Source organism: Flavihumibacter cheonanensis, assembly GCF_022352215.1.
In the GTDB taxonomy this organism is placed as follows: Bacteria; Bacteroidota; Bacteroidia; order Chitinophagales; family Chitinophagaceae; genus Flavihumibacter; species Flavihumibacter cheonanensis.
On the sequence record NZ_JAKRWF010000001.1, the window covers coordinates 493,146 to 515,791 of the forward strand.

18 protein-coding genes are annotated in these 22,646 nt (G+C 42.7%); 6 read left to right on the forward strand and 12 right to left on the reverse strand.

Annotated elements, in window-relative coordinates; all coding sequences use genetic code 11:
- Nucleotides 1–120: 120 nt before the first annotated feature.
- A complete protein-coding gene (locus MD536_RS02175; RefSeq protein ID WP_239595276.1) occupies nucleotides 121–1,476 on the forward strand; it encodes a sigma-54-dependent transcriptional regulator in 1,356 nt (451 codons plus the stop codon).
- A complete protein-coding gene (locus MD536_RS02180) occupies nucleotides 1,466–2,809 on the forward strand; it encodes a sensor histidine kinase (protein ID WP_239595278.1) in 1,344 nt (447 codons plus the stop codon). The genes MD536_RS02175 and MD536_RS02180 overlap by 11 nt, the downstream gene beginning before the upstream one ends.
- Here MD536_RS02180 and MD536_RS02185 read toward each other — a convergent pair whose 3' ends face one another.
- The 11 genes from MD536_RS02185 to MD536_RS02235 all read right to left on the reverse strand — a co-directional run bounded on the left by MD536_RS02185 (nucleotide 2,810) and on the right by MD536_RS02235 (nucleotide 18,898).
- Nucleotides 2,810–3,322 (reverse strand): hypothetical protein, encoded by a 513-nt coding sequence (locus MD536_RS02185; protein WP_239595279.1) that lies wholly within the window; start codon nucleotides 3,320–3,322, stop codon nucleotides 2,810–2,812.
- 58 nt (nucleotides 3,323–3,380) lie between these two features.
- Nucleotides 3,381–4,067, reverse strand: coding sequence for a LytR/AlgR family response regulator transcription factor (locus MD536_RS02190; RefSeq protein ID WP_239595281.1), 687 nt, complete (start codon nucleotides 4,065–4,067; stop codon nucleotides 3,381–3,383).
- Nucleotides 4,036–5,106, reverse strand: a complete 1,071-nt coding sequence (locus MD536_RS02195; protein WP_239595283.1) for a sensor histidine kinase — start codon at nucleotides 5,104–5,106, stop codon at nucleotides 4,036–4,038. Before MD536_RS02195 ends, MD536_RS02190 begins: the two co-directional genes overlap by 32 nt.
- Before the next feature lie 7 nt (nucleotides 5,107–5,113).
- A complete protein-coding gene (locus tag MD536_RS02200) occupies nucleotides 5,114–5,887 on the reverse strand; it encodes an ABC transporter permease (protein WP_239595284.1) in 774 nt (257 codons plus the stop codon).
- Between the two features lies 1 nt (nucleotide 5,888).
- A complete protein-coding gene (locus tag MD536_RS02205; protein WP_239595286.1) occupies nucleotides 5,889–6,797 on the reverse strand; it encodes an ABC transporter ATP-binding protein in 909 nt (302 codons plus the stop codon).
- A 121-nt stretch (nucleotides 6,798–6,918) separates the two neighbouring features.
- Nucleotides 6,919–7,788 carry a pirin family protein gene (locus MD536_RS02210; protein WP_239595288.1) on the reverse strand — a complete coding sequence of 290 codons (870 nt, stop codon included), beginning with the start codon at nucleotides 7,786–7,788 and terminating at the stop codon, nucleotides 6,919–6,921.
- A gap of 76 nt (nucleotides 7,789–7,864) precedes the next feature.
- Complete coding sequence (locus MD536_RS02215; RefSeq protein WP_239595290.1) at nucleotides 7,865–9,010, reverse strand: acetyltransferase domain-containing protein; 1,146 nt, start codon at nucleotides 9,008–9,010, stop codon at nucleotides 7,865–7,867.
- A gap of 15 nt (nucleotides 9,011–9,025) precedes the next feature.
- Entirely contained in the window at nucleotides 9,026–10,540 is a 1,515-nt protein-coding gene (locus MD536_RS02220) for an ATP-binding cassette domain-containing protein (protein WP_239595292.1), read from the reverse strand.
- A gap of 6 nt (nucleotides 10,541–10,546) precedes the next feature.
- Entirely contained in the window at nucleotides 10,547–14,611 is a 4,065-nt protein-coding gene (locus MD536_RS02225) for a PAS domain-containing protein (protein WP_239595295.1), read from the reverse strand.
- Between the two features lie 70 nt (nucleotides 14,612–14,681).
- Nucleotides 14,682–16,382 carry a hypothetical protein gene (locus tag MD536_RS02230; RefSeq protein WP_239595298.1) on the reverse strand — a complete coding sequence of 567 codons (1,701 nt, stop codon included), beginning with the start codon at nucleotides 16,380–16,382 and terminating at the stop codon, nucleotides 14,682–14,684.
- A gap of 146 nt (nucleotides 16,383–16,528) precedes the next feature.
- Nucleotides 16,529–18,898, reverse strand: a complete 2,370-nt coding sequence (locus tag MD536_RS02235; RefSeq protein WP_239595299.1) for a PDZ domain-containing protein — start codon at nucleotides 18,896–18,898, stop codon at nucleotides 16,529–16,531.
- A gap of 72 nt (nucleotides 18,899–18,970) precedes the next feature.
- On the opposite strand from MD536_RS02235, the gene MD536_RS02240 reads away from it, so the two are divergent.
- Together MD536_RS02240 and MD536_RS02245 are read left to right on the forward strand one after the other, a co-directional pair.
- Nucleotides 18,971–19,717, forward strand: coding sequence for an MBL fold metallo-hydrolase (locus MD536_RS02240; protein WP_239595302.1), 747 nt, complete (start codon nucleotides 18,971–18,973; stop codon nucleotides 19,715–19,717).
- Between the two features lie 138 nt (nucleotides 19,718–19,855).
- Entirely contained in the window at nucleotides 19,856–20,497 is a 642-nt protein-coding gene (locus tag MD536_RS02245; RefSeq protein ID WP_239595305.1) for a DUF6565 domain-containing protein, read from the forward strand.
- Between the two features lie 67 nt (nucleotides 20,498–20,564).
- Here the strand turns inward: MD536_RS02245 and MD536_RS02250 are convergent, their stop codons facing one another.
- On the reverse strand, nucleotides 20,565–21,341 hold the full coding sequence (locus tag MD536_RS02250) for a (Fe-S)-binding protein (RefSeq protein WP_239595310.1): 777 nt from the start codon (nucleotides 21,339–21,341) through the stop codon (nucleotides 20,565–20,567).
- A 97-nt stretch (nucleotides 21,342–21,438) separates the two neighbouring features.
- On the opposite strand from MD536_RS02250, the gene MD536_RS02255 reads away from it, so the two are divergent.
- Nucleotides 21,439–22,134, forward strand: a complete 696-nt coding sequence (locus MD536_RS02255; protein WP_239595313.1) for a Crp/Fnr family transcriptional regulator — start codon at nucleotides 21,439–21,441, stop codon at nucleotides 22,132–22,134.
- Nucleotides 22,135–22,184: 50 nt separating this feature from the next.
- Nucleotides 22,185–22,637 carry a YHS domain-containing (seleno)protein gene (locus MD536_RS02260; RefSeq protein ID WP_239595316.1) on the forward strand — a complete coding sequence of 151 codons (453 nt, stop codon included), beginning with the start codon at nucleotides 22,185–22,187 and terminating at the stop codon, nucleotides 22,635–22,637.
- Nucleotides 22,638–22,646 lie beyond the last annotated feature (9 nt).

Consider the following 22,646-nt stretch of genomic DNA (forward strand, 5'->3'; position numbering starts at 1 on the left):
TGATTATCAAAAAATAGCAAACCTATCCTGAGCAGGTGGTGTTCGCTTTTGATACAATTACTGTCCGCAATTGAGATATACGTACAGCAGAAATAAATCCTATACTTGTGTCTCTGAATTATGACACTGAAAAACGCATCCATACTAGTAATCGACGATGACACGGATGTACTCACAGCAGTACGTCTGTTACTGAAATCTGAAGTCAAAGAGGTAGTAACGGAAAAAAATCCCCAGGAAATCAATCACCTGGTGCCTGGCAACCGCTTTGATGTCATTTTGCTGGACATGAATTTCAACAGTTCCCTGCATACCGGAAATGAAGGACTCTTTTGGTTGCGTCGGATTAAGGAATTGAAAAGTGATGCAGGAGTGATCATGATAACAGCTTATGGCGACGTAGATCTCGCGGTACGGTCACTTAAGGAAGGTGCATCTGATTTTGTAGTGAAGCCCTGGCACAACGATCGGCTGATCGCTACTATCAAAGAAGTATTGAAAAAGCGGGCGGGAAAAAATGCAGGAGAGCCTGCAGAAGCAAAAACGCTTATTGGATCTGAACTGTTGGGTGAATCAGAGCAGATGGAAGCGATATTTTACAAAATTGAAAAGATTGCCCCCACAGATGCGAATATCCTTGTGTTAGGTGAAAATGGTACCGGTAAGGACCTGATTGCGAGAGCCATTCACCAGCATTCTTTACGTGCAGCCGGACCCTTTGTAAAAGTGGATGTTGGAGCGCTCACAGAATCCCTCTTTGAAAGTGAATTGTTCGGGCATGTGAAAGGAGCGTTTACAGATGCCCGTGAGGACCGGATGGGGCGTTTCGAAGCAGCCAACGGTGGTACGATTTTCCTTGATGAGATCGGAAATATCAGTTTACAGCAACAAGCTAAATTACTATCCGTATTGCAGAACCGAACCGTGACCCGCCTTGGATCCAATAAGGCAACACCAATAGATGTAAGACTGGTGTGTGCCACCAATCTTCCGATTCAGGAACTCGCTAATGAGAACAGGTTTCGTAAGGATCTGATCTACCGGATTAACACCGTTGAAATTATTGTACCACCACTTAGAAAAAGAGGCAGGGACATTCTATTGCTGGCTGATCATTTTAATGAATTGTATAGTCAGAAATACATGAAGCCGCAATTGCCTTTTGATAAATCAGCCCGTGAAAAATTACTGAGTTATCCGTTTCCGGGTAATGTGCGCGAATTGCAATATACAATTGAGAGAGCGGTGATCATGGCAGAGGGAGATGAACTGAAGGCAGCAGATCTGTTGTTCTCACCGATTGAATTTGCTGCGGAGGAAGGGGAAGAACCCAAAGAAACCAATTTAAGTACGGTGGAGAAAAATACCATCTTAAAAGTAATCGAAAAACACAACGGAAACATAACCAAAGCCGCAAAAGAATTGGGCTTAACCAGGACCGCATTATACCGTCGACTCAGTAAATATGATATCTGAATTCTGGGAAAATAATAAACTCTTTATCAAGATAGCACTGCTATTTGTGGTGTTATGCCTACTCTCCTGGTTGTTTGTGGCTGGGCATTATCGTTTTCTGATACTGGTAATTCCCGTGGCTGCCTACCTGGTATATGATTTATACCGATACCAAAAAAAAGCGGAAGTTGAATTGAAACAGTTTGTAGAAAGTGTGCATTACCGCGACTTTACCAGGTACTTTGACGTGAAACATGCCCCAACTGAATTGCAACCCCTGCGAAAGGGATTTAATGAAATTAACACGGCGTTTAAAGTAATCAGTAAGGAAAAGGAAACCCAGTACCAGTATTTGCAACGAATCCTGGAATTGGTGGATACCGGTATACTATCTTATGAACTGGCGACCGGTAATGTAGTTTGGATGAATGAAGCATTGAAGCGCATGTTACAAATCCCTTACCTGAAATCACTTGATTCGCTTAGCAGGAGAGACGCCGAGTTGGGGGAAGTAGTAAAAAATATCAAACCGGGAGAGGGGAAAATTGCGACGGCTCACAGGGAAAAAGATGCATTTAAAATACTGGTCAGTTGTTCGGCTTTTCAAACGGAATCTCAAACCTACAAACTGATAGCTTTTCAGAATGTAAGTGAAGCGTTGGATGAAACCGAGAGCAAGGCCTGGCAACGCTTGCTGAGTGTAATGACCCATGAGATCATGAATTCGGTTGCGCCGATTTCATCTCTTGCAGATACATTGAAAAAAAGTTTGCAGAAAGCCTCAGCTGATAAATCAGGTAACGGCGGGTATGAGGATCTTGAGTTGGGTATTGAAACCATCAAACGAAGAAGTGAAGGGCTGTTACGATTTGCTGAAACCTACCGTAACCTGAATAAGATTACTAAACTGAACCTTCAGAAAGTACAGGTGCTGGATCTCTTTGTAAACCTCCAACAGCTGATGCAGCCAAAGCTGGAGCAGTTGCACATTGAGCTGGAAATCATATTAAAAGAACCGGGCATAACCATTGAAGCAGATACCAACCTGGTGGACCAGGTTCTCATCAATCTGCTGATAAACGCAATGGATGCTGTTCGCGAGCGTGAGCAACCGAGAATTATCCTATCAGCCAGTAAGGGGCCGAATAACCGGACCCTGCTTAAAGTGGCAGATAATGGCATAGGTATGCCAGCGGAGATCATGGATAAAATATTCATCCCCTTCTTTAGCACGAAAAAAAGTGGTAGCGGAATCGGCCTGAGTTTATGCAAGCAGATCATGATGTTACACAAAGGCAATATCAGTGTGCAAAGTGTGGAAGGCGAGGGGACGGCCTTTCTCCTTCAGTTTTGATCAGGCAGATTGCAGCGGCAGTTTGGACTTCAGCCAGCTTTCTTTCACCGGAATAATCCAGTTATTTTCCAGCTCATCTTTTGTGCCTGCCAGGTTGTTGAAATAAAGTGTATCCCCGGTTATAAAACCGCCTTGTATTGCTGGAGCCAGTTGTGCCATTGGAATCAGCTGTATTTTATCCTTTACCACAAAAGCAAGCAGTTGCCGGTCGAACAGGTTTACGCCAAACTGTTCTTCAATTGCCTTGATCATGCGAACCGAACTGTCGGTTGAACAGCCACTCACCCCAGTTTGAGTTTCATCTGCTATTAACACAATAAACTGACCGAAGAAAAGCGTAGCAAACCCCTTAACAGGCGCACCATGAGCCTGCCACTGATCGGTGAATGCGGTTAATATCTTTTCAACTTCCAGTGCTTCCATCATACCAAAAAGGCGGTTACTCTGATATATCCACACTCGGGAGCCGGCATCAAAATTGACCGGTAGTAGATTTTTGTACTCGAGATTCATGCTGCAAAGTTAGGGACTTGGGCAGAAACAGTAGGGCAATACTGGGCTGGTTCAGCTATCATCCTTTTAATAATTTGAAAAAAGCTGCCCGATAGGTATCCGATACGGGTATGGAAACAGATCCAATGCGGATACCCTCTTTATCAATGGACTCAATTTTGCTCAGGGAAACCATAAAGGATTTATGTACTCTGCAGATAGAAGTGCCGGCCAGCTCTTCTTCCAGTTCACGGAAGGTTTGGAGGGTCATGATTTTGCGGTTATTAGCCAGATGGAGTTTACGGTAATCGCGCATACCTTCGATATACAGGAGATCGTCCAGGTTAATTTTTTCAATCTGATGAGCCGATTTAATAAAAAGCCATTTTTTTTCCTGTAAAGGATGTTTGTTTACATTTTTCCTTGCCTTTTCCACTGCCTGGGCAAAACGCTCAAAACTATAGGGTTTCAACAGGTAATCCGTCACCTGAAGATCGTATCCTTTTAGAGCATAGTCTGAATAGGCGGTAATCAGAATTACTTCAAATTTTTTACCTGTAGTTTCCAGGAGCTGGATGCCTGAAAGTTCTCCCAGGTTGATATCCAGAAAAACAATATCAATAGAATGTGTTTGCAGGTAAACCAATGCCGCTGCGCCATCTGAGAATTTCTCCCGGATGCTTAGCCAGGGGAAACGCGCGATATAGGTACAGAGCCTTTCCAATGCCAGGGGTTCATCTTCCACTACTATACATTCCAGGTTCATGATCAAATATAAGCAGGTCTACAAAATAGGTTTGATCCAGGTTGTTGATCTTTAACTCATAACTTCCAGGATAAAGCAGCTCCAATCTTTTTAGTAACAATTCATTACCAAGTCCTGAATGATCACCTGGTGTGTTGTTTTTTCGATATTTATTACTGCAAAAGAAATGGATATGGTTCTCAAGTATATCAATATTGATAATGATTGGACTGGTTGCTTTTAATTGTTCACCGTGTTTAAATGCATTTTCAATATAGGATATAAAAAGAACGGGTGCAATGGTTCGGTTAGCAGGGTTTCCCGTAACCTTGTATTGAATGAAATCCGGATTGGCCGTTCGGATTCGTTGCAAATCCAGGTATTGTTCGATGTAGCTGATTTCTTTTTCAAGCGGAATCCACTCCGGCTGTGCGTCATAGAGAAGAAAGCGAAGCAATCCGGATAATTTATTAAGATAGACAGAGGCTCTTGACGCATCTGTTTCAATCAGTACATCAATATTATTGATAGTATTGAACAGGAAATGCGGATTAAGTTGTGATTTTATTAAAGCGAGTTCAGTTTGCATGTTTTTCTTTTCCAGGTCCGCTTTTATTTTGATTTCTCCGTACCAGGTGATGAAACCCCGAAGAACCAATCCGATTACACCGTGAATAATGGCAAGAAGAGAGAGCATACCCCAAATAATCAGCCATTTATCGAACCTTTCGGTGACTTTCCAGGGAAACCCGGGTAAGTACAGCAACAGAATGGGAATGACTCCGCTTATAAGAGCAGCAATGAGGATGCCTACAAAAAACGGAAATAGTCTTTGTTGTGTTAACCACCGGGGAAATAAAACCGCATAACAACTGTAAAAACAGAGGACGCCTGGAAGAATGGTCATCAGGAGTAACGGACTTTCAAATGCAATGATTTTAAAAGTGGCTGAGATTGGCTGTTTGGAACTGGCACCAAGGATGATCAGGAAACTGCTGATCAGTAACAGATACAATATCCAGTATCCTGCATGCAGCAGAATTTTAATGGATCGTTTCATGCAGTGCTTAGGTTTTATCTGCCTTGGTAAGATAAATTATATAACTGATACCTGTAAATAGCAGGCAATATATTGCAGGGAGCCAATGAAAATTAAACTGTGTTGTTCCGATGGTGGATTTGCCGGAAAATTCATAACTGCTGTAAATATAGGGGAGTATAAAGCCGTATTTCCAGTTCATGCCTATCATGGAAGCAACATAGAGACCAAACCCGGCTCCGATGGGTATCAGAAAATTCCGGAATTGCAGACTCAGCAGGAACTGAAGTGCAACTATTGGAAGCATATCCAGCAGAAATTTAGCATTCCCAATAAGTAGCTTTTTGAAAGGAAAGGGGGCTGTGGGAAAAAATACATCCTGATAAAAAACTGCTGGCAAGGTGATCATTCCAAATGTCGCCAGGTTGAATAAAACAAATCCAAGTAAAAGTAAGCTAAGTATTACCGTTAGTTTGCTTAGGAAGATAAAGCCGTAGGGCAATGGGGCTGTATGAAGTTGTTTCCAGGTGTTATTCCGGACTTCCACCTGTGCCACAAGGCTGGTAACCAATATAACGCCCATGGGCAGGAGCAGGTTTCCCATATAGGTCCAGGCTCTTGAGTAGAATTTCGTCCAAACAATGGGTGCTGCATTTTCAGCCGGAATAATTTCATGGTTATAAAATCGGCCTATGAGTAATATAATTGGAATAAGGAGTCCGCCGGTGAGGATTAACCACCAGGCGGCGGATCTTTTTGTTTTCATCCATTCAGCCTGAAGGCTTGCCGTCAAAAGTTTCATATTAATTCTGATTGATAAGGTTCATGAAGGTTTGTTCAAGACTGGTTTCTGGTGCGTGAATCTGGAAGAGGTCAATTCCTTCTTTCATAAGTTCCCGGTTAATCCGGGCAATTTCCTCACGGGGTAACAAAGGCAGAATCAGGGTGTCCTGTTCCATGTCCACCAAAATGTTAAGTTGTCTGAGAAAGGTTTGAGCCGCAAGGTTATCACTGGTTTTATAAAACAGGCTGCAGGTGGCTTGTTGTTGTTGCATGAGTTGGGAAAAAGTTCCCTGAAAAACCAGGCTCCCATTATTAATGATACCGGTATGAGTTGCCAGTTTTTCAATTTCCGATAACAGGTGACTGGAAATAAGGACCGTAATACCCAGGTTTCGGTTGATTGAGCGAAGCAGTTCCCGCATTTCGATAATGCCAGCAGGATCCAGACCATTGGTGGGTTCATCAAGAATCAATAACCGCGGATTGTGTAACAATGCAATGGCGATGGCTAATCGCTGTTTCATGCCAAGAGAAAAAGAGGAGCAGCGTTTATTGCCCGTATGCGAAAGCCCGGTGAGTTCAAGTACATAGGAAATCCGCTTGGGATTACATTGATAAATCCGTTGATATAACAACAGGTTTTCCCGTGCTGTGAGATGCAGGTAGAGCGAAGGAGATTCAATTAGGGAACCGGTTTGTTGCAGAATAGACAGGCGATCAAATTCCAGATCTTTACCAAAGATGCTGACCCTGCCTTTCTGCTTGCGAAGCAGACCCAAAACCAGTTTGAGGGTAGTGGTTTTGCCTGCGCCGTTAGGTCCGAGGAATCCATATATGGAACCATCGGGTACTTGCAATTGGATATTATTTAATACTGTTTCTTCTTTTCGAAATTGATAAGTGAGCCCTTCTGTTTCCAGCAGATACATAGTAATAGGTTGAATGGTTAATGGTATCTGCTGTAAAATTAGGCCTGCTGTTTCTACAGTTCGAATTGAATCGGCAAAGGCCTATTTACTTTCTGCAAAAGGGTAAAAAGGTTCTGCATGTTTAGTCTAGTGTTCCAAATTTTCCAGCCCTGAACTCTTCCATTGCTTTCATTAATTCAGCCTGGGTATTCATTACAAACGGACCATAACTGGCAATTGGTTCATCAATTGGTTCGCCACTCATAACAAGGAGCACTGCATCTTTAGAAGCATGGATATTTATTTCAGTTCCCTCCTGACCAAATAATGCCATATGATGTTCTGGTACAGTCGTACCGTTTATCGCTACCTGGCCATGAAGAATAAGAATGGCGGTTGTATGAATTTCCTCTATGGATACCTGCAAATCGGTCCCCTTTTTTATTCGGACATCCCACAAATTTATTGGAGTGTAGGTGTTTGCCGGACCATTAATGCCATTGTAGTTACCTGCAATAATCCTGACAACCCCCTGGTCTTCAGGTAAAGCAACCTCCCGGATAATATCATTTGTAAGTGCCTGGTAGTGCGGTGCTTCACCTTTAAAACGGGCTGGAAGGTTCACCCATAACTGAATCATTTCAAACTTGCCCCCCTTGCTGCTAAATTCCCGTTCATGGTATTCCTTATGCAGAATACCCGATCCGGCTGTCATCCACTGCACTTCACCCGGATAAATGATACCATGATTTCCTGCACTATCGTGGTGTTCTACCGCACCCTGGTAAGCAATCGTTACTGTTTCAAAACCTTTGTGCGGGTGCACATCCACACCACGGAGTTGTTGGGATGGGGGGAATTCAAATTCCGCCGCAAAATCAAGCATCAAAAAAGGGCTGATCCTCCTTTGGGATATAGGTCCACCGGGGAAATAATGATAAACACGGAAACCGTCACCCACCATTCCCGGTTGTACTGGTCTGGATATAATTTTTTCAATTGCTTTTTCCATGATAGATTGATTTATGCAAATATAATGTTTAAACATTGAAAATGATGTTAATGGATATTTAATACATTTTTATGGCCTACAGGTACCTTGCCAGGAAGCTTTTTGGGTTGTTCTGCTTAAACTTTCGGTAACGTACGCAGGCTGGGTAGAGCAGAGCCACTGCGCATATCCATACGAGGTAGACGACTCCGAGTGAATAACCGTTGGGTTGCTGTACCGGGCGACCAAATCCAAAGGCTCCGAAATTTAATTGATTCAGAGAATATCCATCAAGCAATAAAATAAGAATTAATGCTCCATGAATGAGATACCAATGAATGATATAATAAAACAATGGCACTGAACCATATACTTCCAGCAGGTTGTTTATTGATTCTGGCAATATTTGTTTTTTTAGGATTGCAAAAAGAAGAAAGGCTATCCCAAGCATAAACACGGTAAATAAAAGAGATGGGGGATATTTTTCCACGCGAATAAAGGATAATCCGGTCAGAATGGTGTTCTTCTGAATTGTCCAGCCATTCGGATCACCAAATCCGGAAAAAGCGCGCAGTAGGATCCCACCTGTAAGCAGGGTTAATCCAAGACTCGCATACCAAGCGGTGTTTTTGGTACCGGGTTTAAAATAAGGGCCCATCCCAAATCCAATCAGCATGATGGCCAGCCATGGCAAAGGAGGATAAGCAACTAGTAGGGAATGATCCGAATCAAGGGGCTGAAAAAGCTGAGAGGATAGTCCCGGGATATTTATATATTGATTAATCATGATCAGGACCAGTCCTGCCAATAAGAGAAATCGGGGTGCAATGTGCTGAAGAAAAGCCATCGCAATAAAACCGGTTCCAATAGCTCCGATAACCTGGAACAATATTGAGTTGAAATGTATATTAAACCAGATACCGAAATTAACTATCGTAAGCTCCAGCAATACCAGCCAGCAACCGCGTTTCAGCAGTTTGCTTTGAAGTGCAGCAGCGTTCTGTATTTTATCCTTTTGAAGAAAAATGGAAAGACCGGAAAGAAAAACAAATGTTGGTGCGCAAAGATGTGTAATCCATCGGGTAAAAAACAGGAGAGGGGTTGTTGTTTCCAGGTTGAGTGGATCTTCCGTGAGTGCACCAACATGAAACAGATCTCTCGTATGATCCAATGCCATAATAATCATTACCAGTCCCCTCAATTGATCTATGGAATGAATCCTTTTAAGAGATAAGGCCGCCATGGTTGCATGGTTTATTTAGGAATTCTGAAAGGTAACCAATTTACCTTTCTCAAGTACCAGCTCCCTGTTTACGGATGCGGGAATTTCATCTGCATAGTGACTCACATAGATCAGACTGATATGCGTTTGACGGCATAGTTCATCAACCAGGCATTTAATGCGTTCGGTTTGGTTAGGGTCAAGTCCCTGGCAGGGTTCGTCGAGGATAAGGAGGGGCGGATACTTAACCAGGGCCCTTGCTATTAATGTAAGTCGCTGTACACTGGTTGCTACCTCTTGCAATCTGTACTTCGCATAATCCCCAATACCCAGTGCATTCATAACCGCAAGCAGTAAGGGTTCATTTTCCACTACAGGAGCCCGGTATAATCCGATAGTATCGTAGAATCCAGATTCAATCGCCTGAGCAACTGTTGTTTCTTGTGGGAAGTATTGGAACAGTTCAGGTGAAACAAAGCCAATCTTTTTTTTGATTTCCCAGATGGATTCTCCAGATCCTCTCTTTCTTCCAAACAATTTTATGTTGTTCGCATATGCCTGGGGGTTATCTCCTGTTATCAAGCTGATCAGGGTTGACTTTCCGGCTCCATTATGACCTCTGATTGACCAACGCTCGCCTTTGGCGATCTTCCAGTTAATGTTATCCAGTATGATCCGGTTTCCGTACTGAACACATCCGTTTTGAATCTCAACGATTTCATCAAATTCAGCAAAATGACCTAATCTTAACCAGTCATCTAGTAGCAGCTGATGACTGCCTGCCGTTTGTTTTTTTTCCATCACCTCCTGGTATTGTTCCCAAGTGGAAATGGCCTGGATTCGTCCATTTTTTAATTGTGCGATATGTGTTATTGAAGCGGGTAATTCATGGTGTGATAAACTCAATACTACATGAATTCCGGATGCAATAATTTGGGCAAGCAATTGTTCAAATTCCATTCGTGTGAGCCTGTCAAGTCCGGCAGTCGGGTTATCCATCAATAAAAAGACAGGATTTTTTAATAGTGCCAGACCGATTAACAATCTTCTGGTTTCGCCATTTGACAACAGTATTACCTGTTTGTCGAGTAGTTTTTCAAGCCTGCAAACGGCTATAACATTTTCAACCGTCCACCCAAACCAGTCCGGATGACTGGCTTCCTGGTTTAGCATCTCTGATACGGTGGGCGCATCTTCAGCATCACAGGAGTTGTATCGTTGTTGGTAATAAAAAGTAGGGGTATGGGAAAGGTTGGTAAACCGATGCCTGGCATCAATGAAGGCTACCAGGTTTCGCCAGGAAAACAAAGGGTCTTCAGGAATATTTCTGGTCATTTTAAATGACTCAAAAAATGGGGCCTCCCATTTTCCCCCGGTAATGGGTAAATGGCCTGCAATTGCTTTCAGTAAACTCGTTTTTCCTGATCCGCTATCACCAGTTAGCGCCCAGGTTTCGCCTTGACGTATCGTAAAATCCAATTCCTGGAACAGTCGTTTATTCTGGTATTGTATGCAGCCTTTTTCAATTTTGAACAGTACAGTTGATTCCATTTTATCTCAGGCTTGGAATGGCGGGTTTTTAGGCAATGTAAAATAAAACGTACTGCCTTCCCCTGGTGTTGATTCTACCCATATGGCTCCCCCCAGGTTCTCAACTATTTTTTTTACTACAGCCAAACCAATTCCAGTTCCTCCATAATCTTCCCGTTTGTGCAGGCGCTGAAAAATGATAAAGATCCGCTCGTGATACTCCTTAGCAATACCAATACCATTGTCTTCAATGGCAATTTTCCATTCGGTTTCTTCATCAGTTGCCCGAATACGAATGGTTGGTGGCACATCTGGTTTGCTGTATTTTACAGCATTCGTGATAAGATTTTGAAAAACCTGACGGAGCGGAGAGTGGTAACTTGATATGACCGGCAGGTCGTTCAATTCCACCTGTGCTTTTTTCTCTTCCAGTAAATTCCTGTTTAAGGTGATGGTTTCTTCCACCAGCCGGTTCAGGTTTAGGGCAGTGCATTTTTCATTCAGCTTTCCTATTCTTGAAAAATCAAGCAGATCAAGGATGATTTGCCGCATACGCTTTGCACCATCGGTTGCGTAATAAATATACTGATGCGCTTTCTCATCAAGGTATCCATGATATTTTTTCTCCAATTGCGTAAGAAATCCGGTTACCATACGAAGAGGTTCCTGCAGATCATGCGACGCAACATAGGCAAACTGTTCAAGTTCCTGGTTGGAGATAGCCAGTTCCTTTACTTTTTTCTCTAACTCCTGGTTCAGATTTTCCAAAGAGCTTTCATACTCTTTACGATGTGATATATCAGACATGGCACCCAGGGCACGAATCACATGGCCTTTTTCATTTCTGATAAAGATGGCTTTATCAGATACGAATGCATATTCTCCGGTTGATTTTAAAAAACGGTATTCTTCATCCCAGGTTTCGGAAGCAATACTTCCACTCATATATCCCTGAATTTTTGTAACGACCTGTTCCCTGTCTTCCGGATGAATCAGGCTTATCAAAAGGGGAAAATTTGGTCTGATTTCCTGAGGGTTGTATCCAAATAGAGAATAAAATCCCTGTCCCCAGAATAATTTATCTTTTTCTACATCATAATCCCAGATGGCATCATTGGTTGCCCGCGTAATTATTTCAAATCGTTCATTGGATTGCTGGATTTGGGCTTCCGCAATTTTACGATTGGTAATGTCACGTATAAAAACTGAATTACCATTACCTGCAGGGTAAATTTCAATATCAAACCACTGGTTAGTTGACCCTTTATGAATTTCTATAGACTTTTTTTCCCGGCTGTAAAAACTGTTAAGCAGAATATCCGACTCCTGTAACTGTAATGCTTCCACCAGTACATTTGCTGCGGCTCTTTTTTCAACCTGCTGTCTTGGAAGATTGAAAATAGACTCCGCCTGTTTATTCCAATAGGTTATCTTCCCTTCCTGATTGATGGCACAAAATCCGTCACCAATACTTTCTAAAATCGTATTCCTTTCAAACAGTGCATGTTCCAGTTGTAACTGATTGTTTTTACGCTGAATGGCTGCTGCCAGATTTACAGTAACGTTCGTAAGAAAACTGATTTCAGACTCTTCCCAGAAACGTTCTTCCCGGCAGGCATCGAAACCTATAAGACCGACGCATTGATTCTCTACCATTACAGGCAAAGCCAGGCAGGATTTGATCTGCTGATTTTCCAGAATCCAATGAAGGTCTTCATCCTTCACATTTGCAGTAACCAGTTGTACCGGAGATCCGTTCAATAATGGATCAAAAAATCCTGGATAATTCCGGACGGGCACCTGTTGAAGATATGGGTTGTCAATTTCTTTTGAAATATCATCCTTTGTCCATTCATAGCGCTGACTTGAAAGTAAGGTACCCGTTTGTGTATCCTGGTGTAGTTCAAAATAATACACCCTGTCAACCTCTGCTGTTTGTCCGGTTATTTCAAAGATTCCCGGAAGGATGGTTGTCCAGTCTTCCACCTGCAGAAACCCACTGATTATTATAGAAAGTGTGTCAAGTAACCGGTTCTTTCTTGATAGTTCCAGTTCATTTGTCTTTTTATAGTGAATGTCCTGGATACTTCCATATACCTTGTTACATTGGTTGTCAATCCATTCAGCTTGCCCAATAATCCGGACCCATTTTATATTGCCTGTATAGGTCGTTACAGGAAGTTCAAGATCAAATTCAAGGGCATCCTGCATTAATTTTTCCACAGCCTGCCTGAGTTGTTCCTTTGATGGACCTGCTGCCAAATTCAGGAAGTCATGCCAGCCAGGGGAAAGCAGGGGGCCGGTTTCCAGAATTTGCCGGGCTATCTCAGAGCAGGTAAATTCAGGCTTGTCAATATGGCTGAAGTTCAGTTCCCAGCCCCCGACAAGAGCCAGTTTGGACGCATTGTCCAGCAACTTCTGCAGTTCTTTGGTTTCGGTAATGTCGCGCATAAGTCCAACCATTCTCACAGGGTTACCATTCGCTTCCCTTATGATATGGCCTATCTCTTCCACACTGGCATACATCCCTTCTTTTCTTCGAAAACGGTAACTGTATTCCCACCTCTCCATTTGCGGATCAGCCAAAAACAAGGCCAGGCTCTCGGATACCTGTTGAACTTCATCCGGATGTATCCTTTCCATCCATCTGTCCAGTTCAATTGGCTTGTTAACCTGTTCTGTATATCCAAATAAACGACCATATCCTTCTCCGAATACCAGGTGATCCTTTTCTATATCCCAATCATAAATGGCATCTTTTGTACCGCGGTTGATTAGTTCAAAGCGATCATTGCTTATTTTAAGATTTTCAAGGTTGTCAAATTTGGTAATCACCAGCGATAATAAGCGCTGCGATCTTTCAATGGCAAACTCTTCAAATGCGTTTGGCCACCGGGGAGTTGAGAAATATAGGGCGAGTGTTGCAACAACTTCCCCCTGGTCATTTAATAAAGGATGCGACCAGCACGCAGCAAATTCAAATTTTTCAGGTAATGAAATGTGGTCAGCCCAATGCTCATCATCAAATACATTTCCTGCGATAACTTTTTCTTTTAGATAGGCAGCAGTACCACAGGAACCCTGGTTGATTCCGATTTTTATCCCATTAATAGCTTTACAATAGGCCGGTGGAAGTGAAGGGGCTGCCAGTATATACATAGCGCCATTCTGAATTTTCATAACCGATGCCTTCATATCTGGAAATAGTTTTTCCAGATCCAGGAGGTAAGCTTCAATTATATTAATTAGCCGGGTATCCTGCTGAATGGCAGCTTCCAGTAATTTTTTTTCAATTTTATCCAGATCACTGTAAAAGTAACTGGAAGAAACATCCAGCATAAGGCCGGTGAGTTTGACTGGTTTGCCATCTTTGGACATAACCTTTACCCGGTCATGAAACCATACGTAGGAGCCAGAACGGGTTCGAAAACGGTAATCGAAAATATGATTGTTAAGAGCGGCAGTTTCACTGTGGCAAAATCGAATGGCTGTTTCCCGGTCTTCCGGATGAATGTGGTTACTCCAGAAATTCGGATCCGCCAGCCACTCTTCGGGAGAATATCCGGTTATTTCTTCAACCTGGGGAGATATATAGGTAAAACGAAAATCTGTTGCGTCCGCTTCCCAAAAAATTCCATCCGCATTTTCAAGCAAAAGATGACTGGTATGGCGGGCTTCTTCCAGTTGCTGCCTTATTTCAACAAACTCAGTTATGTCATGAAAAACACCTATTAACTTGATCGGCTTTCCCATATCATCTCTGATGATAGATGCTTTGGATTGCACCAGTATCGCCTGGCCGCTGCTGTTAATCAGTCTTTTGGTTATGTTGTATTCCAGATTTTTCTGAAGTACATCCTGCATGTGCTGTACAGCCCGTTTGCGGTCATCGGGATGGATGGTAGCCGTTCCTACTTCAAAATCAACAGAGAAGGATTGGGGCTCATAGCCCAGCATCTTAAAAACACCGTCGGACCAATATATCGAATTCTCTTGCAGATCAAAGACCCAGGTGCCTGCTTTAATCAGCGTTTCTACATGATGCAATTGAGTTAGTTCAGTAGAAATTGGATTGTTTACAATACTTGACATATCCTTCGATGAAAGGGTTTAGGAATTGGACAAGGTAAATGTACAAATTCTAAACCCAAATAAGGGTGTCTTATTGCAGAACCAGGGGAACTATTTTTTTGCCAGCTTTCAGATAATATATTCCAGCTGCCTGATGATCAAGTGAAATGCTGGATCGGCCTGCTGGTAAGGGTTTTGTCAATATCAGCGCCCCCCCGCTGGTAATGAGTTGAATAGTGGTCGGCATGCTTAATTCCAACTGAAGCTGACCTCCAATAACCGGATTAGACAGTACTCTAACCAGAATGGCTGCCTCCCGATGATACTGCACCTTAATTGTTTTACTGGTTGTTTGGCGACCGTTCAGATCACGTTGAACAATCCGGTAAAAATTAGTGCCCTTCAAGGGTTGTTGATCGTTCCAGGTATATTGTCTTACTACCTGCGCAGAACCCGCTGCAGGCAACTGTCCAATGGCCTGCCATTGTTGTGAATTGGTACTTCTTTCAATAACAAAATCGAAGGTTTGTTGTTCCTGGCTGGTGCTCCAGTTCAACTGAATAAAGTCCCCCTTATCCTGGCCACTAAAACTTTGCCAGTTTAATGGCAAAAGCGTGCTGTAAATAAGTGGGTCTGAAATAGCCGGACTCAAACTGGAGGAACTGAAACGCAGGGTATGCGTATTGTTTCCATTTAGTGAGAGGTCATGGAAGAAGGCAATACCATTTGCATCCGTAACTTGAGTAAGGGTTCCTGCAACTTGTCCGTTGCCTGATTCAACGGTAACAGTTATGGCCACATTAGGTTGAAGAACCGGTTGATTAAAACTGTTCAGTAGTCGCACCTGGAATGCTGGATTCAGTACCTGGTTTGTTTGATAAATGGTTGGTTGTGCAGAGATACCCAGTCGCGTTGGCAAGTTTACAGAAGGCTCATTAAATGCAACAAATGCAGGATCTGATTGCCCGGATGTTGTATATACCAGCTGAGTTACCTGCGTATAGTTAGTGGCAGTAATACCGAGTTGTGAAAGATCCAGTGCCAGCATCACAATTGGCCGGATTGTATTGATAAAGCTGGTGCTATTTTGTGTACTATTTACATTGTAAAAATCTGCCCGCCAGTTAGCAAGTCTTGGGAATAATGTATTACTTGTCAGGTTAAAGGTAAACTCGGTTCCAACTGTAGCGCCACTGCTATTAACGAATTTCAACCGGTCGCCAATTGAGCTAGGATCAGCAATCTGAACAAATAATATATCTGGAATACCATCACCTATTGCACTTGCAGATATACCGCTGGCACCCAAATTGAATTGCAAAACTGATCCTGCCGGAATATTGGCAAGTCCTGTACCTATATTCAGCCCATTGATACCATCTGTGAGAAATGAGGCCAGTGTGCTGGCACTCACCGGACTACCCTGAAACGGTTGGCTGGAACTGTTATTTACACCGTTATTAATACCATCGTATAATTGTCCCAGTCCTACGAAATAGCTACCGCCCCCGCTGACAGGAACATTGTTAAGCGGTATAGCACGAAATGTTTGAGGTACAAAACTTACACCGTTAGAAGTTAGTTTCGAATCATCCACACCAGTTGAGTAAGTAGTACCGTTATAAGTAAAGCCAAGCAGATTATGACTGTTATCCGGTAAGATGGAGTTGATATTGTTTGACTGCGATGAAAAATAACCGTTATAATCTGTTATTATCCTGGTTACCCTGGCCTGGCTAAAGACTGCCAGTTGCAGCAGGAGAATCCAGCAAATAAGTACAAGTTTTTTCACAGCGGGTACGGTTTTCTAAGTAGAATTTTGTAATTGCAATACAAAATTGCACTTATTCCTTCTGTTGTCTAAACTTATTCGACGGCAGGCTACATATTTTCTTTAAATGGAATTAAGTGTTTTATTTATAGTAGAAATACGAAGAATTATTTGAGCTGAATCCTCCTTTGATGGATCTGCTGATGGTGCAACAATTTCAAATCAAGTTGTCCCTGCCAGCTGTTTTGCTGCATGGCTGTAAAGAGATCTTTCAGATTATTAACAGCTTGTCCGTTAATGGCCAGGATAATGTCTCCGGCTTCCAGTTGATTGCTGCCTGCCTGGGATCCGGCGGGAACTTCCACCAGTAAAACTCCATTTCGGTCAGTGGCTCCAGAGGCGGATTGTTCTCCAAGGGTCTCAATGTTTTTAACACTGGCTCCAAGCCAGTTCATGGTACCAGTTGAGGTATTCTGCTGTAGAAACAAAACAGGCAGTACAGGTGGCTGAAGTGCCACCCTTTTCAGTTCTGCAGAGCGAACACCGAATTGATGCTGATCAATTGACTGAATACCCAAAGAGAAAACAGGTGAATTCTGCTGTAGTCCGTAATTTCCTTCCTGAGGTTTATTGAATAATGGATCACCGCTGATACTGTGGGCGTCTGTATGCAGCTTGCGGGCTTCCTCTAAACCCTGGGGATGGATGAAAAAATTGGAATCAACTCTCAATCCCCAGTTGCGAACACGGATAGGTGCGTAGGCGGTGGTTACGATATTTCGTGTAAATACATCCTTGCTGTTGGCATACCAGACATGAGGATGAAAACTATTGTTGATCATAAAGTTATTGCTCACGATGCGATCAAATCCTTCGCGCAATTTCAGACCTCCATTGAGGCAAATATTATTAAAGATCCTGTAGCGACTGCTACCATCATCCAGGTCTATATCCCATCCATGAGCACAATGAAAGCGATTATTGCTGATGGTTATAGGTTTAATTACATCAAGATAGGGAAGCAGCGGATGTTTTTGAACCAGGCTGTCAACAGCTTCAATGGAAGGTAGCCAGTAGCGGTCTCTTCCCCATGAGTTGAAAGCTCCATGATCTCCCGTTTCCAGCACGGTATTGAATACATCATTTTGATTGATTATATGTCCGCCCCAGCAACCATCTCCAATATTAATACCTGCCCTTGGTACGTTGTAGATAGTATTTGATTGCACCCATATATCCATTGCCATACTGATCTGAACTCCTGCCACCTGTTTCTCGATGGTTCCGATATCATGAATAAGGTTGTCTTCAACCTTGCATTCGGCCGGGTAATGCACCGACTTTGGCCCCGGAGTAAGATCCATTTCCTCCAGCGTTTGAGTTTGTTCATATCTGAAAAGTGGTGAACGAACAGCACCGGGATCTCCGACAAATGCAATTCCATTTCCACCGATAGAGTGGATATGATTTGACATTATCTGACCTCTGCGATTGTATCTGCTGAAAAAAATTGCATGTCCTCCCAATTCAGTGAACTCATTGTGTTCAATCCGGATATCTTCCGTGCCTTCCAAATAAACAGCAGCACTTCGATTGATTGTCCAATCGCTTCTCAGCAGTGGTTCACGGTCATGCATAAACGTACGGTTGGTTCCTGTAAGGGTTAGGCCGGTTATAGTCAGATTTTTTACAGGCTTTTCTGCTGTCCCTTCAATATGAAACAACTCATCCAGACGGGAAATTGAAAAACGGGTGGTTGAGAGGTTTATGCCAACTGGTGGAATGAGATATAGAAAGCCAGATTTTGAATGGTAGTACCATTCGCCAGGGGCATCGAGTTCTTCCCAAATGTTTTCTACAAACCGGTGTTGCTTGTGCATGGGGGATGGGCGATTGTTTTGCCAACCTCCCTCCATTTTCAGACTGTCTGTACCTGTTTTACCAAGAATCCTGAAATGAAGGTCTCCCCACTCAGCCTGGTGAAGGGCATGTATGTATCCCCCTGCGGGATTTGTCCATGTTTTGATCCGCTCAGGTTGCAATGCAACCGAAGAGGTTCCTTTAAAAAAGCGGGCGTTGGAGTCCAGGTTCGGAAACCTTGCCATGGGAAGTGAGCTGCCTTCGCAAAATAGCTGGTCAACTTTTTTGGATTTCCCTATGAAGGTTTTCCATCTTCCATGGCTATCCGGAATCCAGTTGCAGGAAAGAGGAGTTGCTCCACTGAGTACTACTTTTTCATTTTCCGCTGCCATAATTTTTACGTTATGTTCTTTTAAAACAGCAGGAGTGATCCGTATTGTTTTTGGCAGGAAATAGGTTCCTTCCCTTACAATCAGGTAAACAGAACCGGAGGGCGCTGAAGCAATCCGGGAAATGGCAGCGGTTAGATTTTTCAACGGTTGTTCCTTTGTACCTCTATTGCCGTCATTTCCTGTTGGAGCTATATAAAAGCTTGTTTGAGCCCAGGCCGATACACTCAGCAACGCCAAACAGCAGGTGGTTGTAAAAAATGGAACTAGTTTTTCTTTTACCTTCATAAGGATAACAAAATAATGAACAGTTCATCAGTTGAGTTGTAATTGGAGAAAAATCGATAATTATTTGCATTTATGAAACAAGTCTGCCTGCTTTTGATGCTCCTGATTTTGGCCATATCCGGCCGCGCTCAAACGGATGCCATTACTACCAGTAAAGGAATACTTGAAATCCATCCGGTTTACCATGGATCTTTCTGGATGAACTGGAACAATGTGAATATCGCTGTTGATCCTTATGGCGGGGCAGAGCGCTACAAAGAAATGGGTAAAGCCAACCTTGTGTTGATTACGGATATACACGGAGATCACCTGGATAGCAGCACACTGGTTAAATTGGACCTGACAAATACTGTGCTGGTTGTACCCAAGGCGGTAAAAGAACGATTGGTAAAATTTCTGCCACAGGATCAGAAAATACTGGATTTAGCGAATGGTGATTCCCTGGAATGGAATGGCATCCGGGTTCATGCTATACCAATGTATAATCTGCCAGATACCTTAGGGTCCAGGCATCCCAGGGGGCGCGGAAATGGCTATGTACTAACCTTGGGGGGAAAGAGGATTTATATTTCCGGTGATACAGAAGATATTCCCGAAATGCGGAATCTGAAAAGAATAGATATAGCTTTTTTATGCATGAACAAACCCTATACAATGGATATTCACCAGGCTGCAAGTGCCGCTTTGGCATTCCAACCGGCTATTGTGTATCCTTTTCATTTCCGCCAGCCCGGAGGATTTAGTGATGTTAAAGAGTTTGCCCGACTGGTAATGGAAGGCAATACTGCCATTGAGGTTAGGTTAAGGTCCTGGTACTAATACAACTACTACTATTGGGGAAAGGATAGCCAAATGGGTATTCCTTTCCCCATTTCGTTTCATATTGGCTTTAACAATTATCAAATTCAGGCATGGCATAATCGTTGAATAGGTGTACGTGAACCTAAATACAACATTATGAAATCTAAACAGTATTTAATTCTTATTGGAATAGCAGCCTCTTCCCTGGTTGCCTGCGAGAATAACAGTGCAAAAGATGAACAACTGGCTGCTGATATTGAAAATTATGTAGATTCTGTTTCTACCAATGTGTCTAACTATACAAAGGAAACCTGGGATGATATCAGTGCTACCTATGCCGCAAAAAAAGCTGAGATGAAAGCCGAGGGCCGTGAATTATCCGCTGAAGTGAAAGAAGAAATGGACCAAGCAGAACAAAAATTTGCTGCTCTCAGAACCAAATTTGAGTCGAATATAAAAGCCATAGAATCAAAGCAGGCCATGCGGGATGAGCTTTTTGGCGCAGGTAAAGTTGGTAATGATTTGTCATTTGCCTGGGTAACCGCCGCCAATGCAAAAGAAGTATATGTGAACTTTGTAAATACAGTAGAAAGAAATAAGGATCGTTATACACGGGAAGACTGGGACGAGATAAAAGTACTTTACGAAGCTCTTGATAATCGTAAAAATGAAATTGAAAAAGATCTTGCAGGTGCGGATAACCGTGAGATTGCCAAACAAAAAGTAAGATTTGCGGGAATAAAGGCTGTCAATCGCCTAACCGCAAAAATGGATGAAAATACAGACTCCAAAAAATAAGTAGGTAAATAAAAGCTTAGCAGGACGGTTGGTTTAGCCCCTTATCTCTCGGGATAAGGGGCTTTTTTTATAAACTCGATGCAATTAATTCGGCTATATCCAAAACCTGCACACTGTCTTCCTTCTCTTTATTTTTAATACCATCTGTCATCATGGTATTGCAAAAGGGACATGCTGAAGCTACCACCGCAGCACCGGTTTCTATGGCTTCTGCGGTTCGTTCCCAGTTTACCCGGGTTGTTCCTTTTTCTTCTTCCTTAAACATCTGCGCACCACCGGCACCACAGCAAAGTCCATTACTTCGGCATCGTTTCATCTCCACCAGTTCTGCATCCAGAGCTTCCAATACTTTACGTGGTGCTTCATAAATATTATTGGCTCTTCCCAGGTAACAACTATCGTGGAAAGTGATTTTTTTTCCTTTATAACCGCCACCATCCTTTACCCGCACTTTTCCGGTATCAATCAGTTCCTGTAGATAGGTGGCATGGTGTACGACTTCATAGTTTCCGCCCAGCTCGGGATATTCATTTTTAAGTGTGTTAAAGCAATGAGGGCAGGTGGTTACAATTTTCTTAATGGCATATCCATTCAGGATCTGTATATTCTGGTAAGCCATCATTTGAAACATGAATTCATTTCCTGCTCTGCGGACAGGGTCACCGGTACACATTTCTTCCTTTCCTAATATGGCAAAACGAACACCAACCGTGTTTAATATGTGAACAAAAGCTTTAGTGATTTTTTGAGCTCGCTGATCAAAACTTCCTGCACAGCCTACCCAGAATAAGATTTCTGGTTGTTCGCCGCTTGCCATCAATTCTGCCATTGTTGGTACCTGCATAGTAAACACAATTTTATGTAAATCTAGAGGAATTGAATGAAATCTCCCTGCAACTGTAGAGCAGAATTTAGGTAAATTGCCGTAAACTGTTCAATGAATGGGTGCAACGGATCAGCTGCTGCTAATACGTAATTACAACCTTTGGTCTGATTTGTCAGATGAGGAGTATGAGGAGTTAAATCTTATTCATCATTTTAAGGAAGCAAAACGAAACGAATACCTCTATTTTGAATCTCATCTCCACAACAAAATTTATTTTTTGAAAGATGGTTTTATAAGAATTGGGTATATAGATGAACATGGTAGGGAGGTTGTAAAAGAAATCATACGAAAAGGTGAGGTGTTTGGACAAATTACCCTGGAACCTCACAATCTTAACGGCGAGTTTGCCCAGGCCTATAAGGGGGATGTTAGTTTATGTGCTTTTAATATTGATGACTTTGAAAAGTTACTGAACCGCAAACCTCGTATTGCATTGCGCTATAGCAAACTAGTAGGTCAACAAATGAGACGGGTGGAAAGCAGATTGATCAGTCTGCTCCATAAAGATGTAAAAACAAGGCTTGCCGGTTTTTTTCTGCTGATACTGGAAAAAGAAAATCTTCAGGGGAATACAGCCAGCATCTCCAATTTTTTGCGACATGAAGATATTGCCCAGTTAATAGGGGCCTCCCGCCAAACCGTAAGTATGACCATCTCAGAACTCGAAACAGCCGGACTACTCACATTTTCACGCAGCCTTATTATTCTTAGGGATGTTAATGCCCTGCAAAAGCTGGCATCTGTCGGCTAGCTGACATGGAATCGATCCTAAGCTTGCTAGTTTTAGTATAAACTAAAGCTATGAAGTCAATTATTGTTATGATACTGGTTCTCATATTCAACCAGTTTGCGAGTGCCCAGTCTGAAAATATTCATTGGAACCTGGAAAAAGGAATCGCCTTGCAAGGGTACGATGCAGTCGCCTATCATACGCAAAAAAAAGCCGTCCGGGGCAAACAAACCTTTTCCTTGTCGCATGGCGGTGCTCTATGGTATTTTGAAAGTTCAGCTAACCGCGAGCTCTTTCGTAAATCGCCGGCAAGCTATGAACCGGCTTATGGTGGCTGGTGTGCCTTTGCAATGGGCGATTATGGAAAAAAAGTGGAAGTTGACCCCGAAACCTTTAAACTAATTGATGGCAAACTCTACCTGTTTTACAATAAATATTTCAATAATACCCTGACCAGCTGGAATAAAAATGAAGCTGCTTTAAAAAGACAGGGAGATAATAACTGGGCAAAGCTCATTCAATAATTTAAATGC